Origin of the sequence: Acinetobacter sp. AG1 (assembly GCF_001005525.1) — a bacterium.
In the GTDB taxonomy this organism is placed as follows: domain Bacteria; phylum Pseudomonadota; class Gammaproteobacteria; order Pseudomonadales; family Moraxellaceae; genus Acinetobacter; species Acinetobacter modestus.
In genome coordinates this window covers 135596-148273 of record NZ_LBMZ01000124.1, presented here as the reverse complement: position 1 = coordinate 148273, position 12678 = coordinate 135596, and the positions used below count along the sequence as shown (strand labels likewise).

At 37.5% G+C, this 12678-nt stretch carries 12 protein-coding genes and 1 riboswitch; of the genes, 5 read left to right on the top strand and 7 right to left on the bottom strand.

Translation table 11 applies throughout. The annotated features are described in order from the left end of the window. Positions 1-7: 7 nt before the first annotated feature. Entirely contained in the window at positions 8-1030 is a 1023-nt protein-coding gene (locus AAV96_RS17500; RefSeq protein WP_046740240.1) for an AraC family transcriptional regulator, read from the bottom strand. Between the two features lie 118 nt (positions 1031-1148). Between AAV96_RS17500 and AAV96_RS17495 the strand changes: the two genes are divergently transcribed. Continuing rightward, positions 1149-2024 carry a metal-dependent hydrolase gene (locus AAV96_RS17495; RefSeq protein WP_046740239.1) on the top strand — a complete coding sequence of 292 codons (876 nt, stop codon included), beginning with the start codon at positions 1149-1151 and terminating at the stop codon, positions 2022-2024. A gap of 289 nt (positions 2025-2313) precedes the next feature. On the opposite strand, the gene AAV96_RS17490 is transcribed toward AAV96_RS17495, so the two are convergent. From AAV96_RS17490 to AAV96_RS17470, 5 genes are all read right to left on the bottom strand, one after another. Continuing rightward, positions 2314-2700: a hypothetical protein gene (locus tag AAV96_RS17490; RefSeq protein WP_155857132.1), complete on the bottom strand. Its 387-nt coding sequence runs from the start codon at positions 2698-2700 to the stop codon at positions 2314-2316. 108 nt (positions 2701-2808) lie between these two features. Further along, entirely contained in the window at positions 2809-3804 is a 996-nt protein-coding gene (locus tag AAV96_RS17485; RefSeq protein ID WP_005214382.1) for a DUF2804 domain-containing protein, read from the bottom strand. Between the two features lie 18 nt (positions 3805-3822). Continuing rightward, entirely contained in the window at positions 3823-4848 is a 1026-nt protein-coding gene (locus AAV96_RS17480; RefSeq protein WP_227505859.1) for a GGDEF domain-containing protein, read from the bottom strand. A 247-nt stretch (positions 4849-5095) separates the two neighbouring features. Beyond that, positions 5096-6340: a tryptophan synthase subunit beta gene (gene trpB / locus AAV96_RS17475; RefSeq protein ID WP_046740236.1), complete on the bottom strand. Its 1245-nt coding sequence runs from the start codon at positions 6338-6340 to the stop codon at positions 5096-5098. Continuing rightward, entirely contained in the window at positions 6321-6980 is a 660-nt protein-coding gene (locus AAV96_RS17470; RefSeq protein WP_046740235.1) for a phosphoribosylanthranilate isomerase, read from the bottom strand. The genes trpB and AAV96_RS17470 overlap by 20 nt, the downstream gene beginning before the upstream one ends. Positions 6981-7097: 117 nt before the next feature. Then, positions 7098-7311: riboswitch (cobalamin riboswitch) on the top strand. A 36-nt stretch (positions 7312-7347) separates the two neighbouring features. Between AAV96_RS17470 and AAV96_RS17465 the strand changes: the two genes are divergently transcribed. The 3 genes from AAV96_RS17465 to AAV96_RS17455 all read left to right on the top strand — a co-directional run bounded on the left by AAV96_RS17465 (position 7348) and on the right by AAV96_RS17455 (position 10651). Beyond that, positions 7348-9228: a TonB-dependent receptor plug domain-containing protein gene (locus tag AAV96_RS17465; RefSeq protein ID WP_046740234.1), complete on the top strand. Its 1881-nt coding sequence runs from the start codon at positions 7348-7350 to the stop codon at positions 9226-9228. Positions 9229-9323: 95 nt separating this feature from the next. Further along, complete coding sequence (locus AAV96_RS17460; protein ID WP_018677785.1) at positions 9324-9911, top strand: cob(I)yrinic acid a,c-diamide adenosyltransferase; 588 nt, start codon at positions 9324-9326, stop codon at positions 9909-9911. A 20-nt stretch (positions 9912-9931) separates the two neighbouring features. Further along, positions 9932-10651: a glycerophosphodiester phosphodiesterase gene (locus AAV96_RS17455; RefSeq protein WP_046740233.1), complete on the top strand. Its 720-nt coding sequence runs from the start codon at positions 9932-9934 to the stop codon at positions 10649-10651. Positions 10652-10680: 29 nt separating this feature from the next. Here AAV96_RS17455 and AAV96_RS17450 read toward each other — a convergent pair whose 3' ends face one another. After that, positions 10681-11208 (bottom strand): META domain-containing protein, encoded by a 528-nt coding sequence (locus tag AAV96_RS17450; protein WP_046740232.1) that lies wholly within the window; start codon positions 11206-11208, stop codon positions 10681-10683. A gap of 211 nt (positions 11209-11419) precedes the next feature. On the opposite strand from AAV96_RS17450, the gene AAV96_RS17445 reads away from it, so the two are divergent. Continuing rightward, positions 11420-12589 (top strand): acyl-CoA desaturase, encoded by a 1170-nt coding sequence (locus AAV96_RS17445; RefSeq protein WP_005214393.1) that lies wholly within the window; start codon positions 11420-11422, stop codon positions 12587-12589. Positions 12590-12678: the final 89 nt, after the last annotated feature.

Sequence of the window (12678 nt, the reverse complement as noted above, 5' to 3'; positions counted from 1 at the left end):
TTTAAAGTTAAAGAGATTTCAAAAACTGCTTGGGTGTAATTCCTGTCCAACGCTTAAACGCCCGCCCAAACGCACTTTGATCTGCATAATTCAAGCGTTCAGCAATTTCAGAGAATGATTTCCCTTGTTGCAAATACAATTTACTTTGTTCCAAACGGTACTGATCTAAAATATCCTGAAAATTAAGCTGATAGGTTTTGAGTTGGCGTTGTAATGTTCGTTCTGAACAATGCAAACGCTTAGCAACATAACTGAGCAGTAGTTCTTCTTGCTGTAAAAGTCCTTGTTCAATATGCGTTTGTATTTTTTGACGGAACTGTTGTTGCTGAATCTCAAAAGAAGTAATGCTATTCAGTGATTGCTGAGCCTGAGTCGAGAGTACATAGTTTAATTGTTGGTCTGCCGCGATACTTTTTGCTTTTAAAATTTGATTTGAAAAGCGAATTGCATATTGTCCAGCTTGAATTTGGATCGGACAACCATAAAATTTTTCAAAGTGATATAAAGCTGTATGTGGTGCGTAACCAAATTGAATCATCTGTGGCGGAACGAGGGCATCTTGCACAATTGACTGCGCAATTTTAAAGATCAGCGCCAGATTTAGCTCATACATTTCCCGATAATCACTATAGGATGCTCCCCAAACAATTTGAATATAATCAGAAAACTGCTGAACATTCAGTTGTTCTAAATTGGTCTGTTTAAAAACCAAAGAATAATAACGTTGTAAAAGCTGTAACGCTTGTTGCAGATCTAAACTGGTTGAAGCCAAATATCCCATTAAACCCAAATCTTGCAAATTGGCATGTTCAGCCAATACTAATGTAATCGGTCGAGGGAAATAAGCTTGTGCCGATTGCAAAAGCAACGCATAACGTTCGACATCAAAATCATGCTCATCTGGATTTTCCAAGCAAGTATGAAAAGCTTGCCAAAGCTCAGGCGCAACAACTTTAGACAAATCAATTTGTTCTTGTTGTAAAACACGATTAAATAATCGTAGGTATCCAATAATAATTTTAACTGACATATGCCGATCTCATCCTGATCTGTCGTTATTTGTATAAAACTTGGCTGTAACTGTCAAAACATTTCATCGGACTTTTTCCATACTGAGTTCATGAAGAAAAGACAAGGAATAGCAAAAAATGAATGCACACGTTTCCTATCAAGTTGAGCCAGTTGTTAGAACAAAACTAGATTTCCATTTAGATCAGGCGCCACGTTTTTGGTTTGGTGGTGATCCATTTCGTACTCGTATGTTTGATGCATTAAGCCTAACCTTCCCTGATGGCGAACGCTATTTTATTGAATGTGTGCGTTTATTCCGTGACAAAATTAATGATCCTGACTTGCAAGAACGTGTGGCTGATTTTATCCGTCAGGAAGCGCAGCATGGTATTGCACATGACAAAATGAATCAGATCATGAAAGAGCAAGGCATGCCTGTAGATCAATTCACTGCACGTTTGAAAAAGATTTTTAGATTTGAATTAAAAAACCGTTCAGCTCAATACAACATTGCCATGACCGCAGCCGCAGAGCATTTAACTGCGTTAATGGCAGATACTTTTTATAGTAAAAAGGAAACTTTAGCTGAGGCAGATCCATTTGTTCGTGCGCTATTCGCCTGGCATGCGATTGAAGAAATGGAACATCGTGATGTTGCTTTTGATGTGATGAAGCAAGTCGGTGATGTACCTGAAGCAACTCGACGTTTTGCACTGCTCTTCACCACCGTCATGATGTTTGGTTTTACTTTGTATCGTACAGATGTAATGCTAAAAACTGATGGTTTTAATTTAAGACAACGCTTTGATATGGCACGTAAAGGTTTGCCGTGGTTCTTCGGTCGTAACGGTATTTTGACTGCAAAAAGATCTCAATATAGTGACTGGTTTAAAACAGATTTTCATCCCAATCAGCATCCTGTTATTCGCCAATATGATGTTTGGGTTGATACTTTAGCCAAGACCAATGATCCTATTGCTGCAGGTGAAGCATTCTGGCAAGCAGGGCTTTGATACGCTTTAAATAAAAATCTTCTGAGACGTTCCACTGCGATTGATCTGCTATGCAGTGGAATGTTGCGGAATAATACCCTTATGGTTAGCATCTGATTGATAAAAAATATCTTAAAGACCCAACCCAATTAACTAAAAAAACCTTACTCTATTTTCTTCACGATGGAGTACCAAATAGGCTTGAGCAAATTAAACAAATCTCATTTAAAATCATATCATCAACCAGTTTGACATTACGCCCTACAAGAGCGCAACGAGGTATATTCCTCATGGTTAATATTTAACTCACCTACAATTGCACTTGCTTATACGTTTGCTCTTTTGGTGAAAAAAGATATAACTTGTTCATTTTATACCTAAAAAAATACCTATCTTTATTAAAAAAACCAGCTTTAATGTATTTATTCCTGAACTCCTTATTATTTAAATGAAAATAATAATTATATTCCACCTCCTTATCAACAATAGAGATCATAAACCCATCTCCTTTTATCTTATCAGTAAATAGATCATTTAGTTTTACGTCTAATTTAGAATTTGGAGCTACTTTAATAAAAGCACCATCATCCTCATGGATATATATATTATAATTAGATTTATTTTCCAACTGCACATATTCCAAAGAATCCATACAGCCAGTTAGTAAAATAGTGATCAAAAATACTACATATTTCATTATATCCTCCATCCCTATCTACTATACTGTAGGATACCAACTACCTGATTTTATATCTTTTATCCAATCCACCTAGATATAAAATATTAAACAGACTCATATTTTTCATCACCACTTCGCATAGTGCTGTTCTAGTAATCCATATTCATTATCTAATAACACCAATTCAACATTTTCATGTTCAATCGTACCGCTGACTTTCGCTTGCCATTGATTAAACTGGCTACCAATCAGGCGTAGGTTAATATTCTCAAAACGACACCACCCAGTTTCAACCAGCAAATTTAATCGCTCATCTAAAGAACGAATTGACCAACAATTTTCATTTTGTTGCTCAAATAAAATATCAGTGAGTGGATATAAACGACCATCGACCCACAACGCATTTTCATTACCAAAACTTTCATTGACACCTGATGCGAGATTCAAGCCAATACGGCGATCATTTGCATCACGGAACTGACAAGATAACCAAAACCAAGCCGTTTCAGGTCGTAAAAAACCACAGGTATCATCGAGTGCAGCGAGACTATGCGCATTAAATTCGATCTGCTGTTGATCAGGGCTAATAAAAAAGCCTTCTACTGCCAAAGTGGTTTGTTTTTGTGTATACGTCCAGCCATTGATCCCAGTTGGGCTACATAAACTTAAAGCATCAGTACCTGCACAAAAAATACGTGCTTTCAGTTGTACTTCGCCATGTTTGGTCACTTGGATATAACGCACACCATTGGCGTGTTGCATATCAAATTGATACGCAGATTTTTTAAAATAGCTTTGACTAAATAAAGGTTGTTCATCGAGTTGGGTTTTCAAAGCTAATGGCTGAATCGCATTCCATTCGATTACTTTTTTAGAAAGATGATCATAAATATAGAAAAAGCCATGCCCTGCCCATGATAGATCGACAATCGCAATACCAATGCTGTAATGCTCATGTTGTAAACCACAGAATTTAAATTTTTTATATTTAAGCTGCTTGCGCCAACCTTTTAGTACTTGGCCATAAGGCGTTTTATAAATATAGTCGTCCAAATTGATCTGTGAAGGTATCTGATCAAAACGCCCATAACGAGGCTGACCATTTTTCTGTATCAATTTCACAAGATTTCCCCAACTCAATTATAACGTAAATGCCGTTCTGACCTGATTTTTACCATTGTGTTTCGCCTCGTACAACGCCTTATCTGCTTGCTCAAACAAGCCTGTATAATCAAACCCACTAAAAGCTGTACTACTTACCCCAAAACACGCCTTGATATAAAGCATTTCATTTTCTTTCACTTCAACTGCGGTTTGCTCTAATGCTTTACGACATACCTCTGCCACCAACACTGCATTTTCAATAGAGGTAAATGGTAATAAAATGACAAATTCCTCACCACCATAACGTCCAATCACATCACTGGCTCGTAAATTTTTTCGCAGTATATTTGCGACATGTTTTAAAACCAAATCTCCTTGATGATGTCCATATTGATCATTAATATTTTTAAAATTATCAATATCCACCATAATCAATGATGTTTCTCGATGGGTAATTTGTGCCTGTTGCATCTGTAAATCAATAATTTGATTCACCCCACGACGATTAAGCAAACTTGTCAACTCATCGGTACAGCTTAGCTTTTGTATTTTTGAATTATATCTGCGCCAACGCTCTACACTAATATCAAATAAAGTAATCGTAAATGCTGCATATAATGTTGTATAAAACATGGAATAAATGATCTGAGCATTTTGTACATCTTTATGCATCAAGGTATAAGGTTTATACGCAATTGCATAATCCAAATACCCAGCAACCGTTAGTCCTGCTAAAAGATAATATACAATGACGTAAGAAATTAGACCGAAATAGACAACAAAACGAGGAAATAACAATAATGCCGTAAAGGCAATCCCCATAAAAATAATTCCATTAAGAATATTGAGCAAACCAACACCAATCGGCAAGCCTAACAATGAAAATGGGTAATAAACAGATAAAAATAATACATAATAAATATGGGTATTTGGCTTATTTTTAATAAAAAAGCCAAACAGAATTAAAAATGCATTTAAAACAAATATACTAGGATACAACCACAGAAATTTAGTTAATAACTCAGTATTTGCTAAAGGATGATACATATATTTTATTTGCATAAAATAGATGACCACAGCAGTAAAACTAGCATAAAGTAATATAGATTGGGATTTTTTAACTAAATCCCAATCCAAAATGACAAGAAAAGCTTTACTTATATATATGGGTAAGGAGTATTTCATCCTCCGTAATCCTGTATGATTATTGTCGTGTTATACATCCATGTACAACCTGTAACAACATAATAAATATCAATGTTGTTTAGGTACACTATTCATAATAATACTATCATACAAATATTCGATATTATAAGTCGACCATCGGAATACCATCAATTTTTGCAACAGTCATTAAGTCTTTATCACCACGACCTGAAACGGTTGCAATAATGATTTGGTCTTTCGACATCGTTGGGGCAAGTTTAGTGACATAAGCCATCGCATGTGAACTTTCAAGCGCAGGAATGATGCCTTCAATCTGAGTTAAATCACGGAAACCTTGTAAGGCTTCATCATCTTTAATTGGAACATATTCAACACGATGCATATCTTTTAAGAAACTATGCTCTGGACCAACACCTGGATAGTCCAAACCTGCTGAAATACTATGTGTTTCAATGATTTGACCTTGCTCATCCGACATGAGATAAGTACGGTTACCATGTAATACACCCACATGGCCTGCATTCAATGGCGCTGAGTGTTTACCTGTTTCAATACCGTAGCCTGCGGCTTCAACACCGTACATTTTCACATCTTGGTCATTCAAGAATGGATAGAACAAGCCCATTGCATTTGAACCTCCGCCAACGCAAGCAACCAAGGCATCAGGTAAACGCCCTGCTTGTGCTTGGATCTGTTGACGTGCTTCACGACCAATAATTGATTGGAAATCACGAACGAGTTGTGGATATGGATGTGGGCCTGCAACCGTACCAATGACATAATAAGTCGTATCAACATTGGTGACCCAATCACGCATTGCTTCGTTCATAGCATCTTTTAATGTTTTTGAACCACTTTGCACAGGAACTACAGTCGCTCCAAGCAAACGCATACGATATACATTCATCGCTTGACGTTTTACGTCTTCAGCACCCATGTACACCACACATTCCATACCCAAACGTGCTGCAATGGTAGCCGTCGCCACACCGTGCTGACCTGCACCTGTTTCTGCAATGATACGTTTTTTACCCGACAGTTTTGCCAATAAAGCCTGACCAATCGTGTTGTTGACCTTATGTGAACCTGTATGATTCAAGTCTTCACGTTTCAGGTAAATTTGCGCACCGCCGAGGTGCTGAGACCATCGTTCAGCATGATAAAGTGGACTTGGACGACCAACATAGAACGCAAGATCACGGTCAAACTCTGCTAAAAACTGAGCATCATTTTTCATACGACCATAAAGACTTTCTAAGTCTTCAAGTGCAGCCATAAGCGTTTCTGACACAAAACGCCCACCATGAATACCAAAATGCCCCTGAGCATCTGGAAACTGGGTGTAGTCAATCGCCTGATTTTGTTGACTAAGGTTTTGCTGATCCACGTTGGACTCCTTGCATAAATTTTTCAATGAGTTGTTGGTCTTTTATACCTTTAGCGGACTCTACGCCTCCGCTGACATCCACAGCAAAAGCTGCTGTAGTATCAATAGCGTCACTCACATTTTCAGGGGTTAATCCCCCTGCCAAAATTAGTGGAATATTAAGTTTTGGAAATTTATTCCAATCGAAACAGTGGCCTGTTCCACCTTTTAAATCAGGATGCCACGCATCAAGTAGAACCGCACTGGCTCCCACAGCTTGATAGCGTTGAATTTCGGTCAAAATATCTAAATCAGGTTTAACCTGAATGGCTTTGTACCAACGGCGTTTGCAATGCAACGCAATTTGTTGGCATTGTTCAGGTGTTTCATCACCATGTAGTTGTAATACATCCAACGGAACTGAATCAAGCACTGTTTGGATTTCTTCTGCGCTTGCATTTACAAATAAACCGACCAACTGAACATAAGCGGGTACTGAGCTTGCCAAGATTTGCGCTTGTTCAATACTGACATGACGTGGGCTTGGGGGAAAGAATACAAAACCAATAGCATCTGCTCCTGCTTGCACAACAGCATCAATATCTTGAGTCCGCGTGATTCCACAAATTTTGGCACGTGTTCGGCGTTGGGTTTGGCGCATTTGATGTCCAATTTGAGATGACTATTTACTACTCTCACATTGTAAAGCAATTTGACATACTTTGGTCAAAGTTCATTTCCAAATGCAATTGTTTAAAAAACGTTAACACTCTATACTTCGCATCATCTCGCAACAAGTCTAAAGCAAATTCTTTTGCTTATAGGGAAGTTGGTGTAAGTCCAACACTGCCCTCGCAACGGTAACACCGAATTATTAATCTCAGCTAAACGCCAAATCACTGCATCAGAATGATGTGGGAAGATGATTAATAGCATCGTCATTGTGATGATATAGTGAAGTCCGGAGACCTGCTTGTTGTTTATTTCCACTTTAACATTCACGATGGGTGAATGTCTGGAGCGACATCATGTCTACTATTTTTCAACCGACACGTTTAGTTGGTGCTATCGCTATTGCGATGGGGTTTTCTTCAACTACTTTTGCTCAAGATCAATCAATCGATAAAACTGCGACGCTAGATACGATCGTTGTGACGGCATCTCGTTCTGAAGAAAAGTTAAAGAATGTTCCTGCACGCCTTACAGTCATTGATCAAAAGACGATTGAGCAAAATCCTTTATTAAATATCTCTGATTTAATTCAACGTGATCCATCGGTATATATAAAACAAAGCGGTGGCTTAGGACAAATTTCTGAGATTTCACTTCGCGGTGCAAAATCAGTTCATACTTTAGTTCTTAAAGATGGTGCTCGTTTAAATAGTCAAAATGAACTTGCCCCACTCTATCCTGCATTTTTAGATACAACTGATGTTCAACAAGTTGAAATCTTAAAAGGACCTGCATCTGTACAATATGGCAGTGATGCGATTGGCGGTGTTGTTCAATTAATTTCAAAAAAACCTGAAAAAACAGGGACAGATTTAACAGGCATTTATGGGGAAAATAATACTTATAAAACGATCGCCAATGCCAATTTAGTGACTGATCAAGGTTTTTATGCACAAGTCAGTGGTCAACGCTTAGAAAGTGATGGCACACGCATTCTAGAAAGCCAACCTAAAAATGAAAAAGCCAGTTATGACCAAAAGGGCTATCACGCCAAAGTCGGTTTTTATCAAGAAAATACAATAGATGCTTCTGCTTCAATTAGTGAAAATAAGGGAACCAGTATTTTCACTAATAACTATATTAGCAATACAGCACAACGCCAATTTGAGAATCGTGTCATTAATGCAAAGCTTGCATACAATATTTTGCCTGATTTAATCGTAAATGCACGTTATGCAAATGCGCAAGATAAGCAAAATGTACCTTCTTATGGCTCGCGCTACGACACTGAAAATAATGAAGGTGATTTGAACCTAAAATGGAAATTCACCCCAAATCAAAATATCTTAGTTGGTGCAACATATACGGATGCAAATTATCAAACCAATACAATTTTAAAAGGTGATCAAAGTGTTAATAGCATGGGCTATTACCTGCAACATCAATTCAAAAATGAACAATTTGATACGCAGTTCGGTGTACGTTTAGAAGACAATGAGCGCTTTGGCGATCATACCGTTGGGCAAGCAGCGATTCGTTATCATTTCCTACCGAACGTAAGTGTATATGCGAATATTGGAAGTGCATTCCGTGCACCAACACTGAATGAAATGTACTCACAATGGGGAGGAAATATTGATTTAAAGCCAGAGGAAAGTACCTCTTATGAGATTGGTGCTGACTATCAATTGAATCAAAATTTACTTGCAAATATTTCACTTTATCAAAATGAAGTTAAAAACTTAATATCTTCCACATGCCTTTTAGGTTGTACGACAGATGACTGGAAAGATGATGTTTTTCAAAACATTAACATTAACAAAGCCAAATTTTCAGGTGGTGAATTAGGTTTAAAATGGCAACAAGATGATTACTTCATTTCAACCCAATATGCCTATGTAAAAACTGAAAATAAAGAAACTGGGTTAGAAATAGCTTACAGACCGAAAAATACTGTTACCTTAACAACTGGTTTAGAGAACTCTATCTACGGTATCAATATTTCAGCGATTGCTCGTTCAAAATCAAATGCTGCAAATACTGCAAATCCTATTCAAGTACCTGGTTATGCGACTATGGATTTCAATGCCTTTTGGAATATTAATCCAAATGTAAAAGTCTTTACCAATATTCAAAACCTTTGGGATAATCAGTATCACGAAGTATCTCGATCTGCAACAGATTGGTTCATCAACGGTGGTCGCCAAGCTTCTGTGGGTGTCACTCTTCGTTATTAATCGTGCAATCTAGACAATAAAAATATTTTCTTAACTCCAATTTCGGGGTAATGTTCTGACCGACATTATCCCCTTTTTATTTGTAGGACAGCTTCATGGGACATCGTTTAAGTAAAATCTATACACGTACAGGTGACTCAGGTACAACAGGTCTTGGGGATGGTTCACGTGTCGCTAAAGATGACTTACGAATTAATGCGCTAGGTGATGTAGATGAACTCAATGCCACTATTGGCGTATTAAGAGCACAAATCAGCGCATCTCAAATTGAAAATAAAGCTGATTGGGATAAAAGTTTAAGCTTGATTCAACATTGGTTATTTGATTTAGGTGGCGAAGTTTGTATTCCCAACTACCACTTACTCCAACCAATTTGTATCGAATTTCTCGAAAAAGAAATCGATCACATGAATGAATCTCTCCCAATGCTCAAAGAGTTTATCTTGCCTTCGGGTAGCCTAGCATGTAGTTATGCACATCAAGCTCGTGCTGTATGCCGCCGCGCAGAACGCGCTTTAATGTCAGTACACAATCGTGATCAAAATATTCAAGCCACTGCATTACAACTCTTGAACCGTTTATCCGACTGGTTATTTGTTGCCTCACGTGCTTTGCAACGTGCAGAAGGCGGTAGTGAAGTGCTTTGGCAAAAAAACATTAATGATAGTATTGATCAAGCATAATTATTTTAAGGTAAATCAAAATGCGAATCATTGGTCATCGTGGTGCACGTGGTGAAGCTCCTGAAAATACTTTAGGAGGCTTCCGTTATCTACATAATTTAGGTGTACGTGCAGTTGAGTTTGATGTGCGTCAACTCAAAGATGACCAATTGGTTGTGATTCATGATGATGATTTTGTTCGTACCACGGGTAAATCACATCATGTTGAAAGCTGTAATTTATCTGAAGCTCAGCAATTTGATCATCGCCATCAATGGCAGGCGTGGGGATTTGAAGAATACACACCTAGCCTGCCCCATGTAATAGATTGTTTAACTGATTTTGAACATATTGAAGTTGAAATTAAAGCAGTTACAGATCAAGCAGCGGCTGAGCGTTTAATTCTACAATTACACCAAGATTTAGTCGGCTTTGAACAAAATGCCACAATTACGAGTTTTGATGTAAAAATTTTAGCGGCATTACAACAATATCAAAGTCATTTTAAACGTGGTCTGTTGGTTGAAATTCCAATTGGGGAATACGCAATCGAGCTTGCTCAACAATATGAGTGCCACCAAATTGGTTGGAAAGATCAACTGGCAACCGATCAAATCATTCAGTTTACACAGCAAGCTGAACTTGCTGTGAGTGTTTGGACAGTTAATGACGTTGAACGTGCCAAACATCTACAACAATTGGGCATTCAAGGGTTAATCACTGATTTCCCGAGCACCATGTTGCAACATCTAACTTTATAAAAGTATGGAATTTATTCCGACAACTAATTTTATTTTTTAGATTGCGCCTGAATTAAACGCTGCCCTTTTGCATCTAATAAATACAAATTCGTCCCTTCAATTTGAAAACGTTCAATCCGCTGCATCGCATCCATCAGATCTGCTTCTTGTGCTAATGCTTTATCACAACTAAAGTGCTGCGCTCTCACATCAAAACTCATTTTCCTTTGACTAAGATCATATTGATAACTTCCATAAATATTATTGCAGCCCGTATGACCTGAAATGGTTTTAGTCACTGAATTCAGCATAAAACTTGGGTATTGATTGAAGAATAAAGCACGTTTATTTTGAATCATGGTAATTTGCCAATTCACATCTTGAATGCCATCGTTGCTTTTACGAACTTGCAAAGGAGGCAATTCACTTACACGTTTGGGATGTAAGCTATTTTTAGTGATCTGTGTCGGCTGACTTTGGCATGCAGTAAGTAGCAAAGCACAAGATAATATTAAAGTTTTGTGAAAAAACTTATTCAAAGAATAAATTGTATTTTTCACGCTTATTTGTTCTGACATTGATTTATTTCGCCTTTTAATTTATTGATTAATTCAACAAACGAATTCTGTTACTGTTCTTTCAGTACAACTGTAGAATAATACTAGTGTTATCTAATCTGAGCATGCTAATATCGAGCATAAAATAGCAATATATCGTCATGATTGGTTTTGCTATCTCGTTTGGTTTTTATATCTTGTGTAAACAAGGTTTTTAGGAGCGCTGACGGATATGACTTCCGCCCCACTCAAGAAAGCACCCATTAATTGGATTGCAATTTTCGCATTGGTATTTTTACCAGTTGTTGCACTCATTTCGATTCCAATTTATACCTATTATCATGACTTTAGTATGGGCGCATGGATTAGCATGTTTGTCTTACTAGGTGTAAGCAGTTTAGGTATCACTGCTGGCTATCATCGCTTATGGGCACACCGTGCTTATGAAGCAACCCTACCTTTAAAAATCATTCTTATGATTATGGGTACTTTTGCAGTTCAAAATAGTATCTTATTTTGGGCTTCAGGTCACCGTACTCATCACCGTCATGTTGATGATATCGATCAAGATCCTTATTCGATTAATAATGGATTCTGGTATGCACATATGGGTTGGATGTTACGTAACTACCCTGCTGCCGAACCAAATTATAAAAACGCACCTGATTTGTTAAATGACAAATTAGTCATGTTCCAAGATAAATATTATGTTCCTTTAGTTATTGCTGTCCATGCAGGTATTTTATTGCCTGTCGGTTGGTTGGTTGGTGATATCTGGGGTGTATTACTTTTAGGTGGTTTAGTTCGTTTGTTCCTTAGCCATCATGTCACCTTCTTCATTAACTCTTTATGTCATATGTGGGGTAAACGCCCTTATACTGACGAAAATACCGCACGTGATAATTTTATCTTAGCGATTCTCACTTGGGGTGAGGGCTATCATAACTATCACCATATTTTCCAATACGATTACCGTAATGGTGTTAAATGGTGGCAATATGACCCTACAAAATGGTTAATTTGGACGAGTGCTAAGCTAGGTTTAGCGAAAAATTTACGTCGTATCCCAAGCTTTAATATCCAAAAAGCAGAACTTGCGATGAAGTTTAAATATGCTGAACAAGATCTCGCAATTTATGGTCACGATGTGAACACTGATATTGCTCAGATGAAACAACGTATTGCTCAAGAATATGAAGCTTTTACATTGACTCTAAACGATTGGGCGAAGTTAAAAGAGCAAGAGCTACAAGCAAAAAAAGCAGCAATGGCTGAAAAAATCCATCAAATGGATCATAAGCTTAAAGTCGATTTTCAACTGCTTGAACATCGCCTTGCACATCATCGTGAATGTCTAGAAACTTTAGTGCGTAATATCAAAAAAGCACCAGTCTCAGAATAAAAAATACTCAATAAAAATGGTCTCTTTAGAGGCCATTTTTTATGCCTATTTAAAGACTCAGTTCATAACCACAATTCACTATTTTAGAC

Coding starts and splice junctions, on each gene's coding strand:
- AAV96_RS17500 (WP_046740240.1), bottom strand. CDS start 1,030: ATGTCAGTTAAAATTATTATTGGATACCTACGATTATTTAATCGTGTT.
- AAV96_RS17480 (WP_227505859.1), bottom strand. CDS start 4,848: ATGCAAATAAAATATATGTATCATCCTTTAGCAAATACTGAGTTATTA.
- AAV96_RS17455 (WP_046740233.1), top strand. CDS start 9,932: ATGCGAATCATTGGTCATCGTGGTGCACGTGGTGAAGCTCCTGAAAAT.
- AAV96_RS17465 (WP_046740234.1), top strand. CDS start 7,348: ATGTCTACTATTTTTCAACCGACACGTTTAGTTGGTGCTATCGCTATT.
- AAV96_RS17490 (WP_155857132.1), bottom strand. CDS start 2,700: ATGAAATATGTAGTATTTTTGATCACTATTTTACTAACTGGCTGTATG.
- AAV96_RS17450 (WP_046740232.1), bottom strand. CDS start 11,208: ATGTCAGAACAAATAAGCGTGAAAAATACAATTTATTCTTTGAATAAG.
- AAV96_RS17495 (WP_046740239.1), top strand. CDS start 1,149: ATGAATGCACACGTTTCCTATCAAGTTGAGCCAGTTGTTAGAACAAAA.
- AAV96_RS17470 (WP_046740235.1), bottom strand. CDS start 6,980: ATGCGCCAAACCCAACGCCGAACACGTGCCAAAATTTGTGGAATCACG.
- AAV96_RS17445 (WP_005214393.1), top strand. CDS start 11,420: ATGACTTCCGCCCCACTCAAGAAAGCACCCATTAATTGGATTGCAATT.
- AAV96_RS17460 (WP_018677785.1), top strand. CDS start 9,324: ATGGGACATCGTTTAAGTAAAATCTATACACGTACAGGTGACTCAGGT.